Raw genomic sequence first — 26378 nt, 5'->3', positions numbered from 1 at the left:
GAGACCCCGTCGGTGTGATGTCCGTCATCTGAGACGTGACGCGCATCTCTTACCCTCCAAACGATCGCTCACGACCGCTAACGTCACCCAGGACCGTCAAATGCACAGGGTGTGAGGGGACAGCAGTGGCAAAAAAGCTCGCCGTCATCGGGGCCGGACTCATGGGGTCCGGTATCGCGCAGGTCTCCGCCCAGGCGGGCTGGGACGTGGTTCTTCGCGATGTGACGGAGGGGGCGCTGGCCCGGGGCAAGGGCGGTATCGAGGCCTCGTTCGAGAAGTTCGTCGCCAAGGGCAAGCTGTCGGCGGCCGATGCCGAGCAGGCGCTGGCCCGCATCACCACCACGACCGACCTCGAAGCCACCGCCGACGCCGACATCGTCGTCGAGGCCGTCTTCGAGCGGATCGACGTCAAGCGGGAGATCTTCCAGTCTCTGGACAAGCTGGTCAAGGACGAGGCGGTGCTGGCCTCCAACACCTCCGCCATCCCGATCACCAAGATTGCCGCCGCCACGTCCCGCCCCGAGCGGGTCGTCGGTACGCACTTCTTCTCGCCGGTGCCGATGATGCAGCTGTGCGAGCTGGTCCGCGGCTACAAGACCAGTGACGAAGCCCTTGCCACCGCCCGGCAGTTCGCCGAGTCGGTCGGCAAGACCTGTGTCGTCGTCAACCAGGACGTGGCCGGCTTCGTCACCACCCGCCTGATCTCGGCGCTGGTCGTCGAGGCCGCCAAGCTCTACGAATCCGGCGTGGCCAGCGCCGAGGACATCGACACCGCCTGCAGGTTGGGCTTCGGCCATGCGATGGGACCGCTGGCCACCGCCGATCTGACGGGCGTCGACATCCTGCTGCACGCCACCGACAACATCTACACCGAGTCCCAGGACGAGAAGTTCGCACCGCCGGAGATCATGCGGCGAATGGTCGATGCGGGCGATATCGGTCGCAAGAGTGGGCAGGGCTTCTACAAGCACTGATGCCGCGTCAGCCCCATCGGCTTGATGGGGTCACCCCGTGGGGTGAATTCGGTATCGGTTCGCTTACAGGCGGCAACCTCGCCGCATGAGAGGCAGTCAGTTCTGTAGACGTCCAGGCGTCACCACCCATGACATCGGGGAGCGCATATGCACATCAGGGGCGACCACGCCGAGCTGGTTGTCGGGGGCCGCCTCGACGTCCGCAGCGCGGCGGACGCCCGTACGGCCCTGCATGCCGCCGTCGACTCCGGTCGCGGCGATCTCGTGCTGGACCTGACCGAGCTGGATTCCTGGGACGCCACCGGCCTCGGCGTGATCATGGGAGCGCACCGTCGCGCGGGCCGGGTCAACCGCAGGCTGGTGCTGCGCGGAGTGCCGCCCCAGATGCAGCGCCTGCTCGTCGCCACCCGGCTGCACCGCATCCTCGCCATCGAGGGCGGGATCGAAGCGGAATCGCTTCCCCGGGTGTGAGGCAGGCGCGGCGAGTCGCCCGATGTCCCGCACAGGGATCCGGGACATCCCCCGGGCGATCAGGATCGCGCCCAAAGCATGACGAAAACTGAAGAGCTGAGCGATAGAAATGTCGTAAACAGCGCGATACTGACCAATCCAGGAAGTTCCGGTCAGGACCGGGCCCCGGCGGTGCACCGGCCCGCTCTCCAGGTCTAAGGTTCGGTTCCCGCCCGTATGCCAGCATCCGCGGCGGGCACCGGACCAGACGCGACGGCTGAGGACGACCTGCCGGAGCCGGGGGAGTGCGGACGGCCGGAAGCGCAGTCGGCACGCCAGATCTGGGAGCTTGCAGCATGGACCCGAACACCCACCGGGGACCTGAGGAGTACGGCGAGCAGGACAGACCTGCCGAGCCGCCGGCCCCCGCGTTCGGCGGCGCGCGCGGCAGCTCCGGCGGGCTCGCCCGCGTCGTCCGGCTCGTCTCGGACCCCTACCTCGTCACCGTCAACCCCGTCGACGGCAGCGAAATAGAACCCTGCCCGCCCGGAGAGCGCCCCGAGGCCCCCGGCAGGCTCGACCCGCAGGAACGTGCCGCTGCCGCCCGCGCCGCCGCGCCCCCGCTGCCCCCGGGCCCGCCCGGATTCACCGGCCACCAGGCCGCGCTCGAAGAGCGCGCCGAGGACACCGCACGCCTGGTCAGGCTGCTCTCCCGCGGTCGCTCTGTACGCGTCACCGGCCCCTCCGGCTCCGGCCGCACCCGGCTGCTGGACGCCGTCGCCACCGCCTGCGCCGATCTCGCCCCCGACGGCGTCATCCGGCTCTCGGGCTACCACCGCACCGCCACCGACCTGCTGTACGCGCTGTTCGCCGCCGTGTACCGGGCCCCGCAGCACCGCCCCGACCGGCCCGAGCTGCTGCGCAGGATCGCCGAGATCGGCGCCATCGTCGTCCTGGACGACCTGGAATTCGGCGGCACGGCGCTCGACGAGCTGCTCGACGCCACCCCCGAATGTGCCTTCCTGATCGCCGCCACCCCCGACGTCGCGGCCCCCAGCGCCGGTTCGCACCTCGAAGAGGTCTTCCTCGGCGGCCTCGGCCGCGCCGGCTGCGCCCGGGTGCTGGAGCGCGCCGTGGACCGGCCGCTCACCGACGACGAGGAGGCCTGGGCCGCCGACCTCTGGTTCGAGTCCGAGGGGCTGCCGCTGCGCTTCGTCCAGGCCGCCGCGCTGCTGCGGCAGCGTGACCGGATGCGGGCCGGACCGAGCGCCCTCGACGACGGCTACGGCCTCTTCCCCGCGGAGGGGACAGCCGACGCCGGCACCGCGGACACCACCGCGGACACCATCGCCGAGCCCGGCGAGCAGCCCGAGGTGCCGTTGCCGTCCCTCGGTGACGCCGCCGCACCCGCCCCGCTGCTCGCCTCCCGGCTGAGCGCCGCCGCCCGGGAGACACTGCGCTTCGCCGTCGCGCTCGGCGGCGAACTGCCGCACCAGGCGCATCTGCCGGCCCTCACCCAGGACACCCACGCCGACGCCGCCCTCGGCGAGCTGCTGGTCTGCGGTCTGATCACCCCGGTCGGCAGCCACTACCGGCTCGCCGCCACCGTCCAGGAGCAGCTGGAGGGGGCCGGCTACACGGAGGGCGCCGCCGCACGGGCGCACACCGCCGCCCAGCACTACGCCTGGTGGGCCGGCCACCCCTCGGTCACCCCCGAGCGGGCCGCCGCCGAATCCGATGTGGCGCTGGCCGCGATGGGCGTACTGACCGGCAGCCGGGAGAGCGGGCACGCCAGCGCGGCCGTGCTGCTCGCCCGTACGGCCGCCCCGGCGTTCGCCGCCGCCCTGCAGTGGAACGCCTGGGAGCGCAGCCTGCGGCACGGCCAGGAGGCCGCGCGGCTGGCCGGTGAGGTCGCCGAGGAGGCCTACTTCCATCACGAGCTGGGCGTGCTGGCGCTGTGCACCGGCAGCCTCGACCGGGCGCGCGCCGAGCTGGAGGCGTCCATCGGGCTGCGCGGGGTGCTCTCCGACCGCAACGGCGCGGTCGCCGGACGGCGTGCCCTGGCGCTGGTGACCGACCGTTCGCGGGCCGAGGCGGCCGCGGCGGCCACCACCGCGCTCCCGCAAGCGGCCGGCGCGCCCTCCGCATCGAAACAGCAGGTGCCGAAGGAGCGGGCCGGCAGGCCGCGCGACACCGTATCGACCGCCAAGCTGCGGGCGGCGCGCGCCGGGGAGACCGCGGCCACGATCGTCGCCCGGGGCGCTTCGGCGGCCTCCGCCACCACGGCCGTCCCGGCCGTGGCCGGCGGCACCGAGACCGGCAAGGGCGCCCTGCGGGTGTTCGGCGGGGCGCGCCGCAATGCCGTGGCCGCGGGCGCCGGCGTGCTGCTGGCGGCCGTCCTCGGCACCGTCGTCACCCTCGGGACGACGGGTGGCGACCACCCGCACGACGACAAGGTCAGCACGGATCAGACCACGGACGACGGCGACAGCAGCGACCTGCCCGCCGAACAGCCCGCCACGGGCTCCAGCCTGCCGCCCACCGGCCCCGGCACCTCCCGGCCCGGCACTCCCGGCCACGCGGAGAACCCGTCCCCGTCGGCCAGCGGCTCCGCCACCAGCGGTTCGCCCACCGACCCCAGCACCGGGCCCACGGGCCCGACGACCGGTCCGACCGAGCCGACCGGGCGACCCACCACGCCCACCGGCCGGCCGACCCATACCCGCCCGCCGACCGGCGAGCCGACGGACCCGACGCCGACGGACGAACCGACCGACCCGTCGCCGGATCCGACGTCCACGGAGAAGCCCACGGGCAAGCCGACGACACAGAGTCCGTCGCAGTCGGCCGCCAACCCCTCCGGTGGCACCTCCAGCGGCAGCGGCACCACGCCGTCCGGTGGATCACCGGCGACGGACGGCGGCGCACCGTCGGACGGAACGGCCCCCTCGGCCTCCGGTACGCAGAGCGCCCCGGCCGGCTGACGGCCCCGCTTCCCGGCTGACGGCCGTACAGCGGACAGCACGATGGGCCCGGTACTAGTTACCGGGCCATCGCGCTGTACGGCCGCCCAGGGGGCCGCACGGGGTCAGAACAGACGGAGCTTGTCGTCCTCGATGCCGCGCAGCGCGTCATAGTCCAGGACGACGCAGCCGATACCGCGGTCGGTGGCCAGCACCCGCGCCTGCGGCTTGATCTCCTGCGCCGCGAAGACACCCTTCACCGGCGCCAAGTGCGGGTCACGGTTGAGGAGTTCGAGATAACGGGTGAGTTGCTCGACACCGTCGATCTCGCCACGCCGCTTGATCTCGACGGCGACGGTCTGGCCATCGGCGTCCCGGCACAAGATATCCACCGGGCCGATGGCAGTGGGGTATTCACGCCGAATCAGGGAGTATCCCTCGCCCAAGGTTTCGATCCGGTCCGCGAGCAGCTCCTGGAGGTGCGCCTCCACCCCGTCCTTGATGAGCCCCGGGTCGACGCCGAGCTCGTGCGAGGAGTCGTGCATGACCTCCTCGAGGGTGATGATGAGCTTCTCGCCCCCCTTGTTCTCCACCGTCCACACTTCCCCGTCGCCCTCCTTGAGAGTGCAGGGCGGCGACATCCAGTTGAGGGGTTTGTAGGCCCGGTCGTCCGCGTGAATGGAGACGGAGCCGTCCGCCTTCACCAGGATGAGGCGAGGGGCCGAGGGGAGGTGGGCGGTGAGCCGGCCCGCGTAGTCCACGGAGCAGCGGGCGATGACGAGACGCATGGGGCGAAACGCTACTCGACCGGAGGCCCCCCACGCGATTCGCCCTGGATCACTGTGCCTTTACGGGGGAAATCCCCGCACCCCCGGCGTTCGCCAATGGCCGGTTGTATGTGCAATCTCCTGGTGCGGGCCTCTTGTGCGGCATACCGTTGAAGCGGGGGGTTGTGAGGCGAACACGCTCCGTCGCAAAGCCCCTTGTCCCGTCCCTAGGCCCTGTCCGTCCCGGCGGGGCCGCGAGAGGAGAACCTCATGTCGCTCGACGTCTCACCGGCCCTCCTCGAACAGGCCGAGCGAGGCGAGGTCGACGAAGCCGTATTTGTCGACTGCGTCCGGTCCTCCCTGCCCTACGCATGGGGGATGATCAGCTCTCTGGTGGCCCAGCTGAAGGTGGACGGCGGAGAGTTCGCCGACAATCAGACGCCGCCCCCGGACGAGCAGGCGCGCGGCCAGCTGCTGCGCGCGCTGGCGAGTGACGCCATCCGTGGTTCGTTGGAGCGCCACTTCGGTGTGCGGCTCGCCTTTCAGAACTGCCACCGTGTCGCGGTTTTCCCGCTCGACCCGGTGGTGGACGACCGACTGGCCCGATTCACGTCCATTCGGGGCCAGCTGCTGAACCAGTCGCCCGAACTCCGCGACTGCTGAACGGAGTTGCTGCCGCTGCGCACACGGTGGTGAAACACACCGTGCCGGTGCGCCAGCGGCAGCACCACTCACGGAAAGCCGGCCTTTCCTTCCACGTACGGCGCCATCGCAACCCGCACCACGGGCACGGTCGCCCGCACACGGCACCCGCATGCCGTTGGCCGTACCGGGTCCGGCTCACTCCAGCTGCGGCAGGACCTCCGTGCCCAGCCGGCGGACGTTCTCCTCCGTCGCCGCGAGATCGCCGGAGCCCTCGACGAGCAGCGCGAACCGTGTGATGCCCGTACGCTCCGAGGTCGCCGCCAGCCGGTCGGCGCACAGCTGCGGCGGGCCGACGGGATGCATCCCGCACAGCAACTCCGTATAAGCCAGCGGATCACGCATCGCGCGATAGCGGCCGTCGACCGTCACATGGGCGCCCAAGCCCTGCCGCAGCCAGCCGGGCATCGCCTTCGTCAGGGTCTCCCTCGCGGCCGCGCGGGCGTCGGCGATCTGCACCACGCCGGCCGAGACGTGCCCGGCCGAGGCCACCTCATCGCCGTCCAGGCCGGCCTCGCGCGCGCTCGCCCGCCACAGCGCGACCATCTCGGCCTTCTCCTCGTCGCCGCAGTGCATGCCCAGCAGCATCGGCAGCCCACGCACCGCGGCCGTCCGCACCGATGAGGGGGAGGTACAGGCCACCACCACCGGCGGGCCCGGGGAACCGGCGCCCGGATCGGTCAGCGCCTCGGCAGGCCGCGGTACCACCGCTACTTCCCGGAACGTATAGCGCTCGCCCCGCGCGCCGACCCGGGGCTCCCGCAACCAGCGCATCAGCAGATCGAGCGATTCCGGGAAGCCGTGGTCGTACGCTTCGAGCCCGGAACCGAACACCTCCAGATCGACCCACGGACCGCCCCGGCCGACACCGAGCGTGAACCGCCCGTCGGAGGTGAGATGCAGCAGCGCCGCCTGCTCACCGAGTGCGACCGGATGCTGGGTCGGCAGCACGCTCACCGCCGTCCCGACGCCGATCCTGCGGGTCCGCCCCAGCAGCAGCCCGGCCAGCGTCGCCGCATTCGGGCAGACGCCGTACGGTACGAAGTGGTGTTCCGCCAGCCAGACATCATCGAGTCCGGCCTCCTCCGCGACCTCCGCGGAGCGCACCGCGCGGTGCAGTGCTTCCCCCTGTCCCTGGCCGGGGAATTGAGCGGCCAGGATGAAAGCCCCAACGCGCATCGCTCTCTGCCTCCTCGCAGCCGACGCGACTCCCCCTTACAGGCAACAACGTGTGACACGTGCCAAGGGCACGGCCTGACGCGAAATTTCCTGATGATCGCAGAATCCTGCCGAGGGGCGTCCACCCCTGACCGCGCCGCGTACGCTGGTGACAGCCCGTGACTCCGTACATAGCCGAGGTGTTCTGTGTCCCCGCGCCGAAACCGCCAGCACGGCGGTGCGAAGCCCATCGACCGCCCGGGCGGTGACCACTACGGCCGGATGGGGGCGTCTCCCGGCGGTGGCGGCTGGGAGACCACCGAGGAGTGGCGCGGCGAGGACTGGGTCGTGCGGTACGTCGGGGGCGGCGGCGCGGCCAAGCACTACCGCTGCCCCGGCTGCGACCAGGAGATCCCGCCCGGGGTGCCGCATGTCGTCGCCTGGCCGCAGCACGGCGATGTCGACGACCGCAGACACTGGCACAAGGCGTGCTGGAACGCACGGGACCGCCGGAGCGCGCGGCTCCAGCGCTCCCGGAACGCGCCCCGGTACTGAGCAGAGCCCGCCTTTGCGCCCCGGCCGGGGCGCAAAGACAGGCTCTGCGGGGGACTCGCGGGCGCGGCGTCAGACGTCGCGCTGCATGACGGCGGCGTAGGCGCCGCCCAGCGTCACCGCGGTCACCCCGGCGAGGATCCACACGGGGGTCCAGCCGGTCGGGCCGGTGCTGAGGAAGGGAATGTCGTACAGCGTCGCGAGGGCGCTGGGGATCGAGTACTCGATCAGCGTCCGCTGGATGTCCTTGAGGCTCTCGCCCTGCAGGAACAGCGCCAGCAGCATCGGCAGCAGCACCACACCCATCATCGTGCTGATGGCGCCCGCCGAGTGCCGCAGCAGGGTGCCGACGGACAGCGCCAGCAGGCCGAGCAGTGCGACGTACAGACCGGCACCGAAGGTGGCACGCACCCACTGATCGGCGGTCGGCGCGGGGCCGTTGAGCATCGCGCTGTCGAGCAGGGCGACCAGGGTGGTCGCGACCGTCGTGAGCACCAGCGCGAGGGTGAAGAAGACGAGGGCCTTCGCGGTCAGCAGCCGGACGCGGCTGGGGCAGGCGGTCAGCGTCGTACGGATCATGCCGGTGCCGTACTCGGACGAGATCGACAGCACACCCAGGGTGATCACGCACAGGCTGCCGAGCAGCACGCCGACGAAGCCGAGGCCCAGCAGCGGGTCCAACTCGCGCTCCGAGCCCGCCGCGAGGGAGGTCAGCAGCCCGATGCCGACGATCAGCAGCAGCATCACGCCCAGCGTCCAGATCGTCGAGCGCACCGAGCGGATCTTCGTCCACTCGGAGGCCAGCGCATGGCCGAGGTGGGTGGGGCGCACGGGGATGGGCGAGACATAGCCGCCCGGTCCGCCGGCATAGGCCTGCTGGGGGTGGTGCTGGACGGGCGGCTGCGGGGCCTGGGCCTGGGACGGCGCCTGGGCCTGGAGCATCATCGTGCCCGCTTCCCTGCCCGGCCCGTGCGCCGCGAGCGGCTGGGGCCCGGGGGCCTGCTGGGCCTGCAGCATCATCGTGCCCGCTTCTTTGGCCGGTGCGGGCTGCCCTGGGGGCTGCTGGGCCTGGAGCATCATCGTGCCGGCCTCGTTGGCGGGCGCAGGCTGCTGCGGTGCCGGCTGCTGACCGGGCTGCTCCGGCCCGGCGGGCGGTGCCTGCGGCGGCGTGTCCTGCTGCTGCGGCGGTGCGGCCGGCGGTGCGGTGGGGGGCATCGGCGGCGCGGCCGGCATCGGCTGCTCGTGCGCGCCGGTGTCGTGGGGTCCGCGCTCAGGCTGCGGCTGGGGCTGCGGCTGCTGAGGGCTGGTCATCGGGCGTCCTTGTGGTGCGGCGTGGGCTGGTCGGCGGGGGCGGCGGGCGGCATCGGCGCGGCGGGCTGCTGCCCGTACGGGTGAGGTGCGCCGTACGACTCGGGCGACCCGTACGGGTGACCCTGAGCCTGCGCGGGCGGCGGATAGCCCGGTCCCGGAGCGGCCCCGGCCGCCTGCTGGGCGTACGGATCCGGCTGGGCGTACGGATTCGGCTGCCCCTGGCCGGGGACACCGGCCGCAACCTGGCCCGGCTGACCGGGCGCGTACCCCGGGCCGCCCGCAAACCCCTGCGGTGCGGCGCCCTGCGGGGCGTACCCGGCGGGGGCGCCCTGCAGACCGGCCCGCGGGTCGGCCGTCGAGCGGTAGTCCACCGCGCCCTGCGTCATCCGCATATACGCCTCTTCCAGCGAGGCCTGGTGCGGCGAGAGCTCCCACAGCCGGACCTCGGCCTGATGCGCGAGATCGCTGATACGGGGGAGCGGCAGCCCGGTCACCCGCAGCGCACCGTCCGGCTCGGGCGCGGTCTGCCCGCCCGCCTCAGCGATCACGGCGGTCAGTTTCTCGCGCTGCTCCGGCTCGGTGTCAGGCGTACGCACCCGGGCGAAATCGGCGGAGTTGGCCGAGATGAAGTCCTTGACCGGCATGTCCGCCATCAGCTGTCCACGGCCGATCACGATCAAGTGCTCGGCGGTCAGCGCCATCTCGCTCATCAGATGCGAGGAGACGAAGACCGTACGGCCCTCGGACGCCAGCTGCTTCATCAGATTGCGCACCCACAGGATGCCTTCGGGGTCGAGGCCGTTGACCGGCTCGTCGAAGAGCAGCACCTGCGGATCGCCGAGCAGCGCCGCGGCGATGCCCAGCCGCTGGCCCATACCGAGCGAGAAGCCCTTGGAACGCCGCCCCGCGACGTCCTGCAGACCGACCACCCCGAGCACCTCGTCGACTCGGCGGGCCGGGATGCCGGACAGCTGGGCGAGCGAGAGCAGATGCTGGCGCGCGCTGCGGCCGCCGTGCACGGCCTTGGCATCCAGCAGCGCGCCCACCTGGCGCGGAGCGTTGGGGAGGCTGCGGAAGGGCCGGCCGGCGATGGTGGCCCGCCCCGAGGTCGGTGCGTCCAGGCCCAGAATCATGCGCATCGTGGTCGACTTACCGGAGCCGTTGGGCCCCAGGAAGCCGGTCACCGTGCCCGGCCGTACCTGGAACGACAGGTTGTACACGGCCGTCTTGGCGCCGTAGCGCTTCGTCAGGCCGACTGCCTCGATCATTCTCCGCCCCTCGCGAGATCGTCGGGGCAGAGGCGCCCTCGTGCCCCCGTGAGGGTTAGGAGGCTATCCGGCGGTTGACGGTTCCCGTCAATTCCCCCCGTTCATGCCTGACGTCGGCGGAGGCCTGCCTCGTGCGTTACGCGTCTCGCTTCTTGAGGAGTACGAATCCGCCGACGAGCGCCGCGGCCGTCCAGGCGATCATGATGGCCAGCCCGCCCCACGGGCCGTACGGCACATCGCTGCTGGCGGGCGTCACCACTTGCATGATCTTCGAACCCGCCTGGTCCGGCAGAAAGCGGCCGATCTTCCGGGTCGCCGAGACATTTCCGAGAATGTTGGAAATGAGGAAGAAGAACGGCATCAGAATGCCCAGCGAAAGCATCGGACTGCGCAGCATCGTGGCCACCGCCATCGAGAACAGCGCGATCAGCGTCATATAGAGCCCGCCGCCGAAGACCGCACGCAGTACGCCCGGATCGCCGATGTGCGCCCGGAGATCGCCCAGCACCGACTGTCCGGCGAAGAACGTCACAAAGCTGGTCGCCAGGCCGACGACGAAGACCAGCGCGGTGGCCACCAGCAGCTTGCAGAACAGGAAGGTGCTGCGCTGCGGTACGGCCGCCAGCGAGGCGCGGATCATGCCGGTGCTGTACTCGTTCGACACCACCAGCACCCCGAAGACGATCATCGCGAGCTGGCCCAGCCCCATCCCGGCGAAGCTGATGTTGGTGGCGTCGAACGCCAGCCGGTCCCTGGCCGGCATCGAGTTGAAGTCGTTGTTGGCCAGGGTGCAGATCAGCACACCGAGCCCAATGGTGACCACGACGGCGATGCCCAGCGTCCACACCGTGGACCGCACCGACCTGATCTTGGTCCACTCCGACCGAATGACCTGCCCGACCGCCGACATCCGTCAGCTCCTCTTCTTCTGCCAGTCCGCACCCCAGCCGGTCGGCTGCGGCTCGCCCGGCCGTGCCCCGGCCGGCTGCGGTTCTCCCGGGGGCCACGCCGTCGGCGGCCCTCCGGCCTGAGTCGGCACCGGTTCGCCGTCGTGCGCGTGATACTCCACCGAATCGGCCGTCAACTGCATGAAGGCCTCTTCCAGGGACGCCTGCTGGGGGCTCAGCTCATGGAGCACCAGCTGATGCCTGGCGGCCAGTTCGCCCAGCTGCTCGGCGGGCACCCCGTCGACCTCCAGCGAGCCGTTGCCGACCGCCGCCGCATGGAGTCCCTCGGCGTGCAGCAGATCCAGCAGCTTCTCCTGCTCCGGGGACCGCATCCGGACATAGGACCGCGAGTTCTGGTGGATGAAGTCCTTCATCGAGGTGTCCGCCATCAGCCGGCCCTGCCCGATCACGATCAAGTGCTCGGCGGTCAGTGCCATCTCGCTCATCAGATGGGAGGAGACGAAAACGGTCCGGCCCTGGCCCGCGAGGTTCTTCATGAGATTGCGGATCCAGTGGATGCCTTCGGGGTCGAGGCCGTTGACCGGCTCGTCGAAGAGCAGCACCTGCGGATCGCCGAGCAGTGCCGCGGCGATGCCGAGCCGCTGGCTCATACCGAGCGAGAACCCCTTCGCCCGCTTCTTGGCGACCGTGCTCAGCCCCACGGTGTCCAGCACCTGGCCGACCCGGCTGCGGGGAATGCCGTTGCTCTGTGCCAGACACAGCAGATGGTTGGCGGCGCTCCGGCCGCCGTGCACCGACTTCGCCTCCAACAGCGCCCCGATGTACGTCAGCGGGTCCCGCAGCTGCCGGTAGTGCTTGCCGTCGATCCGGACCGTGCCCGACGTCGGGTTGTCCAGATCGAGCATCATCCGCATGGTCGTCGACTTGCCCGCGCCGTTGGGGCCGAGGAAGCCGGTGACGATACCGGGCCGCACCGTGAAGGTGAGGTGGTCCACGGCGACCTTGTCGCCGTAATGCTTGGTCAGCCCCTCGAGCTCGATCATGTACAGCACGCTAGGCGCGTCCCGTGGCCCCTGCCACCGGGGCGGGGCCGCCCGGCTGACCCCCTGTACGCACCGCGCCCCCGCGCCACCACAGAGGCGGCACGGGGGCGCGGTCCGGACCGGTTCGGAACCTGCCGGCGGGTCAGCGGGTCTGCTGGGCGGGGACCCCGCGGGAGGTGGTCTCCTCCTCGCCGGGGGTGCCGGCCGCGGCCACCGCCGCGCCGGTCAGCGTCGCCAGCATCTCGCGGACGTTGGTGAGCTGGGCGTTGATCGAGTCGCGGCGGTTGGTCAGCGCCGCCAGCTCGCGCTCGGATTCGCTGCGGATACGATCCGCCTTGGCGTTGGCGTCGGCCACGATGTCCTCGGCCTGGCGCTGCGCGGTCTCCACCGTCTGGCGGGCCCGGCGCTCCGCGTCCGTACGCAGCTTCTCGGCCTCCAGCCGGAGCTGCTCGGCGCGGTGCTCGATTTCCGCGAGGCGCTTCTCGGCCTTGGCCTGACGCGAGGCCAGGTCGCGCTCGGACTGCTCACGGCGCTTGGCGAGGTTGGTCTCGAAGTCCGCTGCGGCCTGCGCGGCCTTGGCGCGGGTCTCCTCGAAGAGGGAGTCCGCCTCCTCGCGCTTGGACTGCGCGTCCTTCTGCGCCTCGGAGCGCAGCGTGGCCGCCTCGCCCTTGGCCTTCTCGACGATCCGGGCGCCCTCGTCCTCCGCCTTCGCCTTCCGGTCGGTGGCGAACTGCTCGGCGTCGTTACGGACCTGCTGGGCGGACGACTCGGCCAGCTCACGGTGCTGCTCGGCGGCCCGGCGGGCCTCTTCGCGCAGATCCTTCGCCTCTTCTTCGGCGAGACGGAGGATCTTCTCCACGCGTGCACCGAGGCCCGCGTAGGACGGTTCGGCGTCATTGACCTGCGCCTGGGCGTTCTGCGTTTCGAGGTGCAGCTCCTCGATCCGCTTTTCCAGCGACGTGATGCGGGCCAGCGCGCTGTCGCGATCGGCGACGAGCTTCGTAATGCGGTCATCCACCTGACCGCGGTCGTACCCACGCCGCACGAGCTCGAAGCCGAAGGGGGAGGAAGTGTCGCTCATGGGGTTCCTGTCGAAGAGACCGGTGAGGTGATAAGGAGAATCCTAGGGGTCACAACGGCGTGTCATCGAGTCATTGCCCGTTTGATCTGGAGAATGACCCCTCATTTGAGTGGCTACCCCTCAGACTGCTTGCCACTCGAACGAGTTGCGCCCGCGCCCGCGGCCGCCTTCACCCCGCCGCCCTTGCCCTCCCCGTTTCCGCCGGGTGTCTCGAACGACTCCAGGGCCTCCAGAACGTCCTGGACGCGGGAGATTTCGGCGTTGATGTCCTCGCGCCGGCGCACCAGAACCTCCAGCTCCCGCTTGCCCTCGTCCACGATCTGGGCGGCCTCCGCCTCGGCCTCGCCGCGCATCCGCTCCGCGTCGCGCACCGCCTCGGCCTTCTTGTTCTCGGCCTCCTTGATCAGGCCCTCGGCCTTCTTCACCGCCGAGATCCGGACCTTGCTCGCCTCGCTGTTCGCGTCCGCCACCATCCGGTCGGCCGTCTCCTCGGCCTCCACCTGCTGGGCCGTGGCCTGCGCGATGAGCTTGTCGACCCGCTCGCCGGCGTTCTTCATCGTTTCCGCGGACTCCCGGCGGGCCCGCTCGTGCAGCTCCTCGACCTCGGACTCGATCCGCTGCCGCAGCTCCTCGGCGCGCTCCCGGATGCCGGTGGCGTCCCCGCGGGCCTCCTCCAGCAGCGTGTTCGCGTCCGTGCGGGCCTTCTCCACCCGGGCATTGCCGTCGGACGTCGCCTCCGAGATGAGCCGATCGGCCTCCTTGCGGGCCGCGCCGACCATCGTGTCGGCCTGCTCCTCGGCGGACGTGGCGGCCTTCAGCGCCTCCTCCTGGGCCTTGGCGACGAGCTGGTCCGCCTGCTCGGCCGCGTCCCCGCGGCGCTTGGCGGCGTCCTTGCGCGCCTCGTCGAGCAGCCGTTCCGCCTCCTGCTGCGCCTCCGTCCGGGTCCGCTCGGCCGCCGCCTCGGCGTCCTCCTTGACCTTCGCCGAATCGTTACGGGTACGGGTGGCGTGCTCCTGTGCGGAGGTGACCGTCTCGGCCGCATCCGCGCGCAGCCGGTCCGCCTCAGCGGTGGCCGTCGCGATCATGCGGTCCGCCTGCTCCCGGGCATCGGCCCGGGTACGGTCCGCGTCCCGCTCGGCGTCCGCGGTCGACTCCGCGGCCTCGGTGCGCAGCCGCTCCGCCTCGGTCGCGGCCTCCGACATCAGCTGGTCGGCCTGCTCGGCGGCGTCCGAACGCGTCTTGTTGGCCGCCTCGCGCGCCTGGTCGCCGGTCTGCTCGGCGTCCAGACGGGCCTTCTCCAGCACCTCGGCCGCCTCGGTGCGCAGCCGCTCCGCCGCCTCGGTCGCCTCGCCCACCAGGGAGTGCGCCTGCTGCTCGCCCTCGGTCCGCAGCCGCTCGGCGGTCTGCTGGGCCTCCTGGACCGTACGGTCCGCGTCGTCCTGTGCCGAAGACGTCAGCTCGGTCGCCTCGGTGACGATCCGTTCCGCCTCCGTGCGCGCCTCGGTGATCAGCCGGTCGGCCTGCTCCGCGGCGCCCGAGCGCATCCGGTTCGCGTCGTTCCGCGCCTCCGCGCGGGCCCGCGCCGCGTCCTGCTCGCCCGTGGCCAGCGCCTCCGAGGCTTCGGTACGCAGCTGCTGCGCCTTCGCCGTGGCGTCCGCCACCAGCTTCTCGGCCCGCGCGGTCGCCTCCGACACCAGCCGGTCGGCCTGCTCGGCGGACTCCGCCCGCGCCGTATTGGCGTCCCGGCGCGCCTCGTCGAGGACACCGGCCGCTTCCGTGCGGAGCGCCTCGGCCTCCTCGATGGCCTCGGAAACCGCCCGCTCCGCCAGTGACTTCGCGGCCTCCGTCGCCTCCTGGGCCTCCTGCCGCGCCCGTGCCGCGTCCTGCGAGGCGCGCTCCCGCTCCTCGTACGCGTCCTTGCGGACCCGGTCCGCCTCGTCCTGCGCCTCGGTCTTGGTGCGCTCCGCGGCATGCTCCGCCGCCGAACGCAGCCCGGCGATCTCCTCACCGGCCTGCTCGTGCAGCCCCGCGACCGCGTCCCGCACCTGCTGTGCGGTCTGCTCGGCCGCCGCCACCAGCTCGCCCGAACGCCGGTCCGCCTCCTCGACCAGCCGCTCGGCCTCCACCTGCGCCTCGCCCACCCGCGTACGGGCCGACGCCAGCAGCTCGTCGCTCTGCTCGCGCGCCGCGGTCCGCTCCAGGTGGGCCTCCTCGCGCGCCTCGCCCAGCAGCTGCTCGGCCTCCCGGCGCCGCCGTGCGGCCTCCTCCTGGGCGGCGGCCAGTGCCTGTGCCGCCTCCGTACCCGTGCGCTCCGCGGCCGTCGCGGCCTCGGCACGCACCCGGTCCGCGGTCTCCTGCGCCTCCGACTTCAGCCGCTCCGCCTCGCCCGATGCCTCGGTACGCAGCCGTGCCGCCACCGACTCGGCCTCGGAACGTGCCGACGAGGCGTCGGACGCGGCCTCCGCGCGCAGCCGCTCGGCCTCCTCCTCGGCCTGCTGCGTCAGCATCCGACGCCGCTCCGCCGACTCCGCCTTGAGGCGGGCCGCCTCCTCCTGCGTCTCCCGGCGCAGCCGCTCCGCCTCCGCGCGGGCACCGCGCAGCGACTCCTCGGAGGCGGTGACCCTGTCCTCCGCCTCGCTGTGCAGCCGGTCCAGCTCGGCCTGGGCGTCGGTCCGCAGCTCCTCCGCGGCCTGTTCGGCCTCCACGCGCAGCCGCGCGGCGGACTCCTCGGCCTCGGTGGTGACCATCTCCGCGGCCTGGGCGCCCTCGGTCAGCAGCTCCTCGGCCTCCGAACGGGCCCGCTGCAGCGCCTCCTCGGCCTGCCGGCGCAGCGCCGTGGCGCGCTCGATGGCCTCGGTCCGTACCCGCTCGCTCTCCGTGACGGCGCCCGAACGGGTCTCCTCGGCATCGGCCTTGGCCTTGCCCAGCAGCTCCTCGGCGGACCCGGCCGCCTCCTCGATCTGCTGGACCGCCTCCCGGCGGGCCTCGCTGCGGATCCGCTCACCCTCGGCGACCGCGTCCGCACGCAGCTGCTCCGCCTCACCGCGCAGCCGTCGTGCCTCCTCCTGGAGTTCGGCGGTCTTGGCGCGGTACTCCTTGGTGTCGTCCTTCGCCGCGCCCTTGAGCTGGGTCGCGGTGTCATGTGCCTCTTCGCGCAGCCGGTCCGCCTCGGACTCCGCCTCGCTGCGCAGCCGTTCGGCCTCCTCCGCGGCCGCCTTGGTGGTGGCCTTGGCGTCCTCCGAGGCCTTGGTCAGCACCTCCTCGGCGGTGCGTGCGGCCTTCGCCAGCTGTGCCGCGGCGTCCTCCGACGCTTGGGACCGGGCGGACTCCTGCGCCTCGGCGATCAGCCGGTCGGCCTCCGTGCGGGCGTCCTCCCGCAGTTGCTCGGCCTCCGCCTTGAGCGCCTCGGCGTCCTTGGTGGCCTCACCGACCAGCCGGGCGATCTCCGCCTTGGCCGTACGGGTGCGCTGCTCGTTGTCCGACTCAGCCGCCGTCAGCCGCTTGGTGGCGCTCTGCTGCGCCTCGTCGACCAGCTTCTCGGCTTCGGCGCGCGCCTCGCGCAGCGCCTTGTCCGCCTCCTGGACGCGGGCCTCGGCGGTGCGGGTCAGCTCCGCGGCCTGCCGGCGCGCATCCTCCGACTCGGTGCCGACGCTGGTGCGCAGCTGCTCGGCCTGATCGGTGGCTTCCTGGGCCTGGTTGGAGGCGGCGTTCAGCAGCCGCTCGGCATCCGTCCGGGCGCGGCGCAGGATGCTTTCCGCTTCGGTGCGGGCCTCCTCGGCCTCGGTGCCGAGCCGCTCACGGGCGCGTTCGGCCAGCCGCTGCGCCTCGGCCCGCGCGGCCGACAGCGCCTGCTCGGCCTCCCGGCGGGACTCCTCCATCAGCCGACGGGCCTGCGACTCCGTACGGGCACGCAGCTGCTCGGCCCAGGCGACGTTCTCGTTGACATGCGATTCGACGGTCTGCCGGCGCTCGTTGAGCTCCTCGTCGAGCCGCTGGCGCCGGGTGACCGCCTCGGCGTGCAGATCGCCCTCAAGCCGGGACTGCCGCTCGGCCTGCTCCTGCAACAGCTGCTGGGTCTGCGCCCGCGCCTCGCGAAGCTCGCGCTCGGCGTCCGTACGCAGTTGGTCCGCCTGGATCTGCGCATTGCGCAGCAGCTGCTCCGCCTGATGACTGACGTTGTCGTAGGCAGGGCGGGTCGCGAGGTTGCGGCGCGCCTCGTGGAGCTTGGCGCGCAGCACCTCGACCTGGTAGCCGAGGTCGTCGGCGTGCTGAACGGCCTTGTCCCGCTCGCTCTTCAGCCGCTCCATCTCGGCCTCGAACTGCGAGAGGTGGTCGTCAGCCTCGTAGCGGTCGTTGCCCCGCACTGCGCGGTCCCATCCGTCCCCTGGTCATGGTGGCGGCCGTCTCCGGTCCTGCGGCGCTCGTCCCGTACACGTCACGTCGTACCGGACTCGCGCCCATCGGAGCTGACCCTTCCGAAGAAATGGTGTCAGATCATCGGCAGAGTATGGACCGAGCCCCACTCCCGTACCCCGGCCGAGGCTGCACTCTACCGGCCGGGGAAGGCGATGGTCAGTGGTCTTCTGAGGTGGCGGGCGCTGCGGTGACGAGTTCGGTGAGCACTCCGTGACAATCCTTGGGGTGCAGGAAGGTGATCCGGGACCCCATCGAACCCGTCCTGGGCTCGTCGTAGAGGACCCGGACGCCCTTGCCGCGGATGGCCTCGGAGTCGTCGTCCACGTCCGCGGTGCCGAAGGCGATGTGGTGCACGCCCTCGCCGTTCTTGGCAAGCCACTTGCCCACCGCGGAGTCCTCGCGGGTGGGCTCCAGGAGCTGCAAATACGAGGCGCCTCCGTCCGACGTCTCATTGATCTTGATCATGGCTTCCCGGACTCCCTGCTCCTCGTTGACCTCGGTGTGGAACACCTCGAAGCCGTACGTGGCACGGTAGAACTCGACAGTCTTGTCGAGGTCGAAACAGGCGATCCCGATGTGGTCGATTCGCGTCAGCATGGGTCCAGTGCACCGCCCGCATGGCTGGTTACGCAACGTGCGCGCGATCACACCCGCTTGCCGGTGACCCGGCGCGTACCGCTCAGTACATTGACGGGAACCCTCGTTAACTTCCCTGCAAAGGAAGGCCGCACCGCATGTCTGCAACGAACGGCACGAACGGCAGCACCTCAGTGATCGTGGCGGGAGCGCGCACCCCCATGGGGCGGCTCCTGGGATCCCTGCGGACCTTCTCCGGCGCCGACCTGGGCGCCGTGGCCATCAAGGCCGCACTGGACCGGGCGGGCATCGGTGGCGACCAGGTGCAGTACGTGATCATGGGCCAGGTTCTCCAGGCCGGGGCAGGGCAGATCCCGGCACGCCAGGCAGCCGTCAAGGCCGGTATCCCCATGAGCGTCCCCGCGCTGACCGTCAACAAGGTCTGTCTCTCCGGTCTCGACGCCATTGCGCTGGCCGACCAGCTCATCCGCGCCGGTGAGTTCGACGTCGTCGTCGCCGGCGGCCAGGAGTCCATGACCAACGCCCCGCATCTGCTTCCGAAGTCCCGTGAGGGCTTCAAGTACGGCGCGGTGGAGATGCTCGACGCGATGGCCCACGACGGCCTCACGGACGCCTACGAAGGCGTCGCGATGGGCGAGTCGACCGAGAAGCACAACACCCGGCTGGGCATCGCCCGGCCGGAGCAGGACGAGGTCGCCGCGCGCTCCCATCAGCGGGCCGCCGCCGCCCAGAAGAACGGGCTCTTCGAGGCCGAGATCACCCCCGTGGAGATCCCGCAGCGCAAGGGCGAGCCGGTCGTCTTCAGCAAGGACGAGGGCATCCGCGGCGAGACCACCGCGGAGTCGCTGGGCAAGCTCCGTCCGGCCTTCGCCAAGGACGGCACGATCACCGCGGGCACCTCCTCGCAGATCTCCGACGGCGCCGCCGCGGTCGTCGTCATGAGCAAGGCCAAGGCCGAGGAACTCGGTCTCGAATGGATCGCGGAGATCGGCGCCCACGGCAATGTCGCCGGCCCCGACAACTCGCTCCAGTCCCAGCCGTCCAACGCGATCAACCACGCGCTGGGCAAGGACGGACTGACCGTCGGCGATCTTGACCTGATCGAGATCAACGAGGCGTTCGCGGCCGTTGCCGTGCAGTCGATGAAGGACCTCGGGGTGTCGCCGGAAAAGGTGAATGTCAATGGCGGCGCCATTGCGCTGGGTCACCCGATCGGGATGTCCGGAGCCCGCATCGTGCTGCATCTCGCGCTGGAGCTGCGCCGGCGGGGTGGCGGCGTGGGTGCCGCCGCGCTCTGTGGTGGCGGCGGTCAGGGCGACGCGCTGATCATTCGCGTACCGGGTAAGTAAGCGGGAACTCGTACGCGGACGCGTGCGAGCGGGCCGATTCGCGTACGAGCGAACCGAAGGAGCCGAGCAGCGATGGTGGACGTCCCACAGCTGGTGGAGCAGGCACGGCAGGGCCGGCCGAGGGCCGTGGCCCGGCTGATCTCCCTCGTGGAGGGGGCGTCACCGGAGCTGCGCGAGGTGATGGCGGCCCTGGCGCCGCTCACCGGCAACGCCTATGTGGTCGGGCTGACCGGCTCGCCCGGCGTCGGGAAGTCCACCACCACCTCCGCGCTGGTGACGGCGTACCGCAAGACGGGCAAACGGGTCGGCGTCCTCGCCGTCGACCCGTCCTCGCCGTTCTCCGGCGGCGCGCTCCTCGGCGACCGCGTACGGATGAGCGAGCACGCCTCGGATCCCGGCGTCTACATCCGCTCGATGGCCACCCGGGGCCATCTGGGCGGCCTGGCGTGGGCCGCGCCGCAGGCGATCCGGGTACTGGACGCGGCGGGCTGCGACGTGGTCCTCGTCGAGACGGTCGGCGTCGGCCAGTCCGAGGTGGAGATCGCCTCGCAGGCCGATACGAGCGTGGTGCTGCTCGCTCCCGGAATGGGCGACGGCATCCAGGCGGCCAAGGCCGGAATCCTGGAGATCGGCGACGTCTACGTCGTCAACAAGGCGGACCGGGACGGGGCCGACGCCACCGCCCGCGAGCTCAACCACATGCTGGGGCTGGGCGAATCCCGTACGCCCGGTGACTGGCGGCCGCCGATCGTCAAGACGGTGGCGGCACGCAGCGAGGGCGTCGACGAGGTCGTCGAGGCGCTGGAGAAGCACCGGGCCTGGATGGAGGAGCGCGGCGTCCTCGCCGAGCGGCGCCGCTCCCGCGCGGCCCACGAGGTCGAGACGATCGCGGTCACGGCGCTGCGCGAACGCATCGGCGATCTCCGGGGCGACCGCCGCCTGGACGCACTGGCCGAGCGCATCGTCTCCGGCGAGACGGATCCGTACCGGGCGGCCGACGAGCTGGTCGACGGTCTGACGAACGGGGACTGAGACCGAGGGGCGGGGCGGCGTTGCGGCTGGGCCGTGGTCCGGGTTTGTGTGTGCCGCTTGCCGCTTGCCGCTTGCCGCTTGCCGCTTGCCGCTTGCCGCTTGCCGCTTGCCGCTTGCCGCTTGCCGCTTGCCGCTTGCCGTGGCTTGGTGTCTGGTGGCTCGTGCCTGGGTGGGTCCGGGTCGGGGCTGCGGGTTTGCTTTTTGACCTTGGGCCGGTGGGGGCCGGGGTTTTGCGGGGTCGGTGATTGCCGCGGGGGTCGGAGGGGACGCACCGGAGCCCGTCCTCGGCGCGGGCGGCCCTGGTCCGTGGAATTGAGTGCCCCGGCGTTCGCTCCGGTCCTGCGGGCGGGCTCCGGTACATCCCCTCCGACCTACGCCCGTTCCCGTCCGCGGCCCGGCGGCACCGTCTGCTACCGATCACATGCCGCGATCGCAGGCCGGCTCCGGTCAGGGCACACGTGGGGTGTGGCCGGCCCGATGACGATGGCTGGGCGGCCAAAAATCTGCACGCCCGGCCGGTGCCGGGGCTGATGCAGGTTCGGGTGACAGGTTCGTTCACGCGGCCTGGAGGGCCGGTGTGGTCATGACGGTCTCGAATTCGACGGGTGTCAGCCGGCCGAGTGCGGCTTGTCTGCGGCGCCGGTGGTAGGTCCTCTCGATCCAGGACACGATCGCGATCCGCAGTTCTTCACGGGTGGCCCAGGTCCGGCGGTCGAGGACGTTCTTCTGCAGCAGGCTGAAGAAGGACTCCATGGCCGCGTTGTCGCCGGCCGCCCCGACTCTCCCTATCGATCCGGCCATCCGGTGGTGGTCGAGGGCTCGGACGAACTTCCGGGACCGGAACTGTGATCCGCGATCGCTGTGCAGGATGCACCCGGCGACGTGGTTGCGTCGGGCCACGGCGTTGTCCAGGGCGGCTACGGCGAGGAGGGACTTCATCCGCGCATCGATGGAGTAGCCCACGATCCTGTTGCTGAAGACGTCTTTGATCGCGCAGAGGTACAGCTTGCCTTGGCCGGTGGCGTGTTCGGTGATGTCGGCGAGCCACAGCCGGTTCGGGCCGGTCGCGGTGAAGTTGCGGCTCACGAGATCGTCGTGCACTGGCGGGCCGGCCTTCTTGCTCCGGCCGCGCTTCTTCCCGAAGACACTCCACCAGCGATTGTCCCGGCAGATCCGCCACGCGGTGCGCTCGGCCATGCCGGCTCCGGCACCACGGGCTTCATCGGCCAGGAACCGGTAGCCGAACTCCGGGTCGTCGCGGTGGGCGTCGAACAGGGCGTTCGCGCGATATGCCTCCTCCAGCGCGGCGTCGGCAACCGGCTTGCCCAGCCAGCGGTAGTAGGGCTGTCTGGCGAGCTTGAGCACCCGGCACGTGACCGTGACGGGCACCCCGTCAACGGCCAGCTCTTTCACGAGCGGGTAGATCATTTTCCCGGCAGATGTGCCTGTGACAGGTAGGCCGCGGCCCGGCGCAGGACCTCGTTCTCCTGCTCCAGCAGCTTGATCCGCCGACGTGCTTCCCGCAGTTCCGCGCTCTCCTGGCTGGTCACCCCGGGCTTGGTCCCGTCGTCGATATCCGCCCGGCGCATCCACTTCCACAACGTCATCGGGTGGACTCCGAAGTCGGTGGCCACCTGCTCCACCGTCACGCCCGGGCCGCGGTTTCTCGCGACCCGCACGACGTCCTGGCGGAACTCTTCCGGATAAGGCTTGGGCACAGCGACATCCTTTCCACCCGCCCTACAGGGCAAGCCAGTTCAGATGTCACCTGATCGTGCAGCAGACCCGCCCTGCCAAGTCCTGGTGCGGCTCGAACCTGGCCGTTGCCCAGTGCCCTGGCAAGGGGCGAGCGCGGTGGCCGTGACGGTCATCGGTACGGCGGGACGGTCGCCGACGTGCGGCGGTCGGAGGGGATGTCCGGTGCCCCGCCCGCAGGACCGGAGCGAACGCCGGGGTGCCTTCCGCTCGTACCAGGGCCGCCCGCGCCGAGGACGGGGTACCGGGCGTCCCCTCCGGCCCACCACCCGCGGGGAAGAGGCGAAACGGCCCCAGCCACCGGCAACGCGCACGGAGCCGAACGGCGAAGCGGCCACGCGCCGGAGACCCCAGCCATGCACCGGCCCCTGCCACGCACCGGAGACCCCAGCCACGCACCGGCCCCGCCTCAAGCCACGCCACCGGTCCCCGTCACAAGCCACGCCACCGGCCCCCGCCCACAGCATCGTGGGCGAGGGCCGGTCGGAGGCGGCGTCCGGCGTCAGTCGTCCGAACCGTCGTTGTCGTCGTCGTCCGCGTGGTGCGGTGCGGCGCTCAGCTTGCCGGACTGCGGGTCGACCAGCAGCTTGTGCTCCTTGCCGTCCTTCGTGACGGTCTCGACCTCCCAGACGGCCTTCGCCCGGTGGTCGTCGTCCAGCTCGACGGAGGTCACCGTGCCGTGCGAGGCCGCGGCGGTACGCGCGGCGGCCGCGGCGTCGGTCCTGGCGTTCTTGACGGCGGCCCGCTCCCGGGCGTGGTCGTCGTCGTCCTCGTGGTCGACGTGCTGGTTCAGAACCCGCGCATTGCCGGCGTCGAGGGTGATCTCGTGCCACGTGCCGTCCTTGCCCAGGACATCCGCGTCCCAGACCAGGCCGGGGCGGTCCGCGTCCAGGTCGAGACCGGTCACGGTGCCGGGGACGGCCTTCAGGGCGGCGGCCGCGACGTCCGGTGCGGTCACCTTGGCGGCGTTGGCCTCGCGGATCTCCTCCTGGCCGTTCGCGTCGTCGTCCTGCATCCGGATGCTGGACGAACCGTCCTGCACCTGGGCCGTGCCCGAGCCGTGCGACCCCGCGTGCTGGGCGGCCGGCTGTGCCGAGAGCGGGTGGCCGGACGGGGTGCCGGCGCCGCCGTCGTTGCTGACCGCGACGGCGGTGACCGTGCCGCCCGCGACGAGGGCGGCCGCGGCGGCGGTGGCGATGATGAGTCGGCGCTTCATGTGTTCTCCCCTTGCGATCGGCTGTGCCCACACACTGGCCGAACGAAGCTGAAGGGACGCTGAAGGCACCTGAAGCGGGCTTCAGCTACGGGGTGGCATGGTGAGCGCATGTACCCGCCCGTCACGCGCCACCGCCCTCCCGGAGACGCCGCGCGCCGTCCCTTTCGTCTCCTGATCGTGGAGGACGAGAAGCGGCTGGCACTGTCGCTGGCCAAGGGTCTGATGGCCGAGGGGTACGCGGTCGACGTGGTGCACGACGGCCTGGAGGGGCTGCGCCGGGCGACGGCGGACGGCTATGACCTGATCGTGCTCGACATCATGCTGCCGGGGATGAACGGCTACCGCGTGTGCGGGGCGCTGCGGGCCGCCGGCCATGACGTGCCGGTGCTGATGCTGACGGCCAAGGACGGCGAGTACGACGAGGCCGAGGGCCTGGACACCGGCGCCGACGACTATCTGACCAAGCCGTTCTCGTATGTGGTCCTGGTGGCGCGGGTGAAGGCGCTGCTGCGCCGGCACGGCCGGAGTGCGCTGCCGGTGCTGCGGGTGGGGGCGCTGACCCTCGACCAGGGCGCGCAGCGGGTGGAGCGGGACGGTGCCGAAGTGGCGCTGACGACGAAGGAGTTCGCCGTGCTGGAACAGCTGGCGCTGCGGGCGGGGGAGGTGGTCTCCAAGGCGGAGATCCTGGAGCACGTCTGGGACTTCGCCTACGAGGGCGATGTCAACATCATCGAGGTGTATGTGAGCGCACTGCGGCGCAAGCTCGGCGCCGGGCACATCGTGACGGTGCGCGGCGCGGGATACCGGCTGGTGGCCGGTGCGTAGGGTGCTGGGCTCCGTACGGGCCAGGGCGGCGGCCGGCGCGACCGTGGTGGTGGCCCTGGCGCTGATCGCGGCGGGGACGGCGGTGCTGCTGGTGCTGCGCGGCAATCTGCAGGAGCAGGCCGGGCTGCAGGCCGAGGTCGCGGCGCGGGAGGTGGCCTCGAAGATCGCGACGGGTACGCCGTACGACAAGCTGGAACTGCCGGACGGCGAGGACCATCCGGTGGTGGTCGCCGATGAGGACGGACGGGTGCTGGCGGTCGGCGAGGAGGTGCGCGCGGTCGACGGGAAGCCGGTCGGCGGCGCGAAGCAGGGGGCGGGGAGCGTCGGGCCGGGGGTGTCGGGCGATGACGACGACGATGACAGGCGTGGGCTCAAGCCCGGTGAGGTCGACGGGGATGTCGATCACCGGGACGGGACCGCGAACGTCGACGGGAAGGTGGCCGATTACCGGTTCGCGCTGGTGGAGGCCAAGGACACCCGTGGTGAGAAGGCGACGGTGCGGGCGGGGTCGCCGCTGGAGCCGGAGCAGGATGCCGTGGGGTCGGTGCGGACGGCCATGCTGAGCGGGCTGCCGCTGCTGCTCGTGGTGGTGGCGGGGGTGACCTGGCTGGTGACCCGGCGGGCGCTGCGGCCGGTGGAGGGGATCCGCGGGGAGATGGCCGCGATCACGGCGAGTACGGATCTGAGCCGGCGGGTGCCGGTGCCGTCGTCGCAGGACGAGGTCGGCCGGCTGGCGCGGACGACCAACGAGACGCTGGCGGCGCTGGAGTCGTCCGTGGAGCGGCAGCGGCGGTTCGTCGCGGACGCCTCGCACGAGCTGCGCAGCCCGATCGCGAGTCTGCGCACCCAGCTCGAAGTGGGGGTGGCACACCCGGAGTTGCTGGATGTGCCGGGTGCGGTGGAAGACACCGTACGGCTGCAGCGGCTGGCGGCGGATCTGCTGTTGCTGGCGCGCCTGGATGCGGGGGAGCGGCCGGCGGATGCCCGGGTCGATCTGGCGGCGATGGTGCGCGAGGAGAGCTCGCAGCGGATCGCGGACCGGATCCCGGTGCGCGTGGGGGAGCCGGCGAGCGGGGAAGTGACCGGGTCCCGCGGCCAGTTGGGGCGGGTGCTGGGGAATCTGCTCGACAATGCGCAGCGGCATGCCGTCTCGTCCGTGCGGGTGGGCCTGGTGCGCGAGGGGGAGTGGGTGGTGCTGCGGGTCGAGGACGACGGACCCGGGGTGCCGGAAGGCGAGCGGGAGCGGATCTTCGAGCGGTTCGTGCGGCTCGATGACGCGCGGGCACGGGACGACGGCGGGGCCGGGCTGGGGCTGGCCATTGCGCGGGACGTCGCGGTGCGGCACGGTGGCTCGCTGGCCGTGCGCGCGGGGTCGGTGTTCGAGCTGCGGCTGCCGGTGGCCGACTGACCCGCCGCGGCCCGGGGCCGCGGGGCCTCGGCCCGGTCAGGGGGCCGAGGCCGGGCGGTCAGAGGCCGCCGCGCTCCTTGCGCAGGTGCTCGGCGACGGGGGCGAGCGAGGTGCGCAGCGCCTGGAGGTGGTCGGTGGTGAACAGGTCGATGAAGTGCTTGCGGACCGAGGCGACATGGTGCGGGGCGACCCGGCGCATGGTGTCCCAGCCTTCGTCGGTGAGCACGGCGTAGAGGCCGCGGCGATCCGACTCGCAGCTCTCGCGGCGCACCAGACCCGCGTTCTCCATCCGGGTGATCTGGTGGGAGAGACGGCTCTTGGACTGCAGGGTGCTGGTTGCCAGGTCGCTCATCCGGAGCCGTCGGTCCTCGGCCTCAGAGAGGTTGACCAGGATCTCGTAGTCATTGTTCGTCAGGCCGAACGGCTGCAGATCGCGTTCGAGTTGGTGCATCAGCAGCCTGCTGACGTCCAGGTGGGTGCGCCAGGCACACTGCTCCTGGTCGGTCAGCCAGGGGGTGTCGCTGTCGGTCGTCATGGAATGATTCTACCCGTGAAAGTTGAATAGTGAATTAATCAGCTGAAGGTGGTGACACCGGCGGCCGG

Annotated in this window: 21 protein-coding genes; 9 read left to right on the top strand and 12 right to left on the bottom strand. The window is 71.6% G+C overall.

Translation table 11 applies throughout. The annotated features are described in order from the left end of the window. The first annotated feature begins 125 nt into the window (after positions 1 to 125). The 3 genes from ACGFWI_RS27140 (at position 126) to ACGFWI_RS27130 (ending at position 4408) form a co-directional block, all read left to right on the top strand. Positions 126 to 974, top strand: a complete 849-nt coding sequence (locus ACGFWI_RS27140) for a 3-hydroxyacyl-CoA dehydrogenase family protein (protein WP_393908650.1) — start codon at positions 126 to 128, stop codon at positions 972 to 974. Between the two features lie 147 nt (positions 975 to 1121). Beyond that, positions 1122 to 1445 (top strand): STAS domain-containing protein, encoded by a 324-nt coding sequence (locus tag ACGFWI_RS27135; RefSeq protein ID WP_393908649.1) that lies wholly within the window; start codon positions 1122 to 1124, stop codon positions 1443 to 1445. A gap of 335 nt (positions 1446 to 1780) precedes the next feature. Then, complete coding sequence (locus ACGFWI_RS27130) at positions 1781 to 4408, top strand: ATP-binding protein (protein ID WP_393908648.1); 2628 nt, start codon at positions 1781 to 1783, stop codon at positions 4406 to 4408. Between the two features lie 104 nt (positions 4409 to 4512). On the opposite strand, the gene nucS is transcribed toward ACGFWI_RS27130, so the two are convergent. Continuing rightward, positions 4513 to 5175 (bottom strand): endonuclease NucS, encoded by a 663-nt coding sequence (gene nucS / locus ACGFWI_RS27125; RefSeq protein ID WP_159470079.1) that lies wholly within the window; start codon positions 5173 to 5175, stop codon positions 4513 to 4515. 249 nt (positions 5176 to 5424) lie between these two features. Here nucS and ACGFWI_RS27120 point away from each other — a divergent pair, with 249 nt between their 5' ends. Next, complete coding sequence (locus tag ACGFWI_RS27120; protein WP_393908647.1) at positions 5425 to 5817, top strand: SCO5389 family protein; 393 nt, start codon at positions 5425 to 5427, stop codon at positions 5815 to 5817. A gap of 177 nt (positions 5818 to 5994) precedes the next feature. On the opposite strand, the gene ACGFWI_RS27115 is transcribed toward ACGFWI_RS27120, so the two are convergent. Then, positions 5995 to 7035, bottom strand: coding sequence for an LLM class flavin-dependent oxidoreductase (locus ACGFWI_RS27115; RefSeq protein ID WP_393908646.1), 1041 nt, complete (start codon positions 7033 to 7035; stop codon positions 5995 to 5997). Positions 7036 to 7221: 186 nt separating this feature from the next. Between ACGFWI_RS27115 and ACGFWI_RS27110 the strand changes: the two genes are divergently transcribed. Continuing rightward, positions 7222 to 7569: an ATP/GTP-binding protein gene (locus ACGFWI_RS27110; RefSeq protein WP_393908645.1), complete on the top strand. Its 348-nt coding sequence runs from the start codon at positions 7222 to 7224 to the stop codon at positions 7567 to 7569. Positions 7570 to 7638: 69 nt separating this feature from the next. Here ACGFWI_RS27110 and ACGFWI_RS27105 read toward each other — a convergent pair whose 3' ends face one another. From ACGFWI_RS27105 to mce, 7 genes are all read right to left on the bottom strand, one after another. After that, positions 7639 to 8511 carry an ABC transporter permease gene (locus ACGFWI_RS27105; protein WP_393908737.1) on the bottom strand — a complete coding sequence of 291 codons (873 nt, stop codon included), beginning with the start codon at positions 8509 to 8511 and terminating at the stop codon, positions 7639 to 7641. 362 nt (positions 8512 to 8873) lie between these two features. After that, the gene (locus ACGFWI_RS27100) at positions 8874 to 10145 is read right to left on the bottom strand and encodes an ABC transporter ATP-binding protein (RefSeq protein ID WP_393908644.1); all 1272 of its coding nucleotides are present in this window, start codon (positions 10143 to 10145) and stop codon (positions 8874 to 8876) included. Between the two features lie 136 nt (positions 10146 to 10281). After that, entirely contained in the window at positions 10282 to 11055 is a 774-nt protein-coding gene (locus tag ACGFWI_RS27095; protein WP_393908643.1) for an ABC transporter permease, read from the bottom strand. A gap of 3 nt (positions 11056 to 11058) precedes the next feature. Then, positions 11059 to 12096, bottom strand: a complete 1038-nt coding sequence (locus ACGFWI_RS27090; protein ID WP_393908642.1) for an ABC transporter ATP-binding protein — start codon at positions 12094 to 12096, stop codon at positions 11059 to 11061. Positions 12097 to 12238: 142 nt separating this feature from the next. After that, complete coding sequence (locus tag ACGFWI_RS27085) at positions 12239 to 13177, bottom strand: cellulose-binding protein (protein WP_393908641.1); 939 nt, start codon at positions 13175 to 13177, stop codon at positions 12239 to 12241. A 113-nt stretch (positions 13178 to 13290) separates the two neighbouring features. Further along, positions 13291 to 17541 (bottom strand): polarized growth protein Scy, encoded by a 4251-nt coding sequence (gene scy / locus ACGFWI_RS27080; RefSeq protein ID WP_393908640.1) that lies wholly within the window; start codon positions 17539 to 17541, stop codon positions 13291 to 13293. Positions 17542 to 17749: 208 nt separating this feature from the next. Then, the gene (mce, locus tag ACGFWI_RS27075) at positions 17750 to 18190 is read right to left on the bottom strand and encodes a methylmalonyl-CoA epimerase (protein ID WP_393908639.1); all 441 of its coding nucleotides are present in this window, start codon (positions 18188 to 18190) and stop codon (positions 17750 to 17752) included. A 173-nt stretch (positions 18191 to 18363) separates the two neighbouring features. On the opposite strand from mce, the gene ACGFWI_RS27070 reads away from it, so the two are divergent. Together ACGFWI_RS27070 and meaB are read left to right on the top strand one after the other, a co-directional pair. After that, the gene (locus ACGFWI_RS27070) at positions 18364 to 19539 is read left to right on the top strand and encodes an acetyl-CoA C-acetyltransferase (protein ID WP_393908736.1); all 1176 of its coding nucleotides are present in this window, start codon (positions 18364 to 18366) and stop codon (positions 19537 to 19539) included. 72 nt (positions 19540 to 19611) lie between these two features. Continuing rightward, on the top strand, positions 19612 to 20571 hold the full coding sequence (gene meaB / locus ACGFWI_RS27065; protein WP_393908638.1) for a methylmalonyl Co-A mutase-associated GTPase MeaB: 960 nt from the start codon (positions 19612 to 19614) through the stop codon (positions 20569 to 20571). 555 nt (positions 20572 to 21126) lie between these two features. Here the strand turns inward: meaB and ACGFWI_RS27060 are convergent. Both ACGFWI_RS27060 and ACGFWI_RS27055 read right to left on the bottom strand, forming a co-directional pair. Beyond that, positions 21127 to 22289, bottom strand: a protein-coding gene (locus ACGFWI_RS27060; protein WP_393908637.1) for an IS3 family transposase whose coding sequence is annotated in 2 segments (ribosomal slippage) — positions 21127 to 22002 and positions 22005 to 22289 — 1161 coding nt in all. Because the reading frame shifts where the segments join, the coding sequence is not laid out codon by codon here. Between the two features lie 539 nt (positions 22290 to 22828). Further along, a complete protein-coding gene (locus ACGFWI_RS27055; RefSeq protein ID WP_393908636.1) occupies positions 22829 to 23542 on the bottom strand; it encodes a PepSY domain-containing protein in 714 nt (237 codons plus the stop codon). Between the two features lie 108 nt (positions 23543 to 23650). On the opposite strand from ACGFWI_RS27055, the gene ACGFWI_RS27050 reads away from it, so the two are divergent. Together ACGFWI_RS27050 and ACGFWI_RS27045 are read left to right on the top strand one after the other, a co-directional pair. Continuing rightward, positions 23651 to 24367: a response regulator transcription factor gene (locus tag ACGFWI_RS27050; RefSeq protein ID WP_393908635.1), complete on the top strand. Its 717-nt coding sequence runs from the start codon at positions 23651 to 23653 to the stop codon at positions 24365 to 24367. Between the two features lie 4 nt (positions 24368 to 24371). Then, entirely contained in the window at positions 24372 to 25775 is a 1404-nt protein-coding gene (locus ACGFWI_RS27045; RefSeq protein WP_393908735.1) for a sensor histidine kinase, read from the top strand. Positions 25776 to 25833: 58 nt separating this feature from the next. On the opposite strand, the gene ACGFWI_RS27040 is transcribed toward ACGFWI_RS27045, so the two are convergent. After that, positions 25834 to 26310, bottom strand: coding sequence for a MarR family winged helix-turn-helix transcriptional regulator (locus ACGFWI_RS27040; RefSeq protein WP_393908634.1), 477 nt, complete (start codon positions 26308 to 26310; stop codon positions 25834 to 25836). Positions 26311 to 26378: the final 68 nt, after the last annotated feature.

The organism is Streptomyces sp. NPDC048434 (assembly GCF_043200375.1).
In the GTDB taxonomy this organism is placed as follows: domain Bacteria; phylum Actinomycetota; class Actinomycetes; order Streptomycetales; family Streptomycetaceae; genus Streptomyces.
This window is presented reverse-complemented; position numbering and strand designations above follow the sequence as displayed.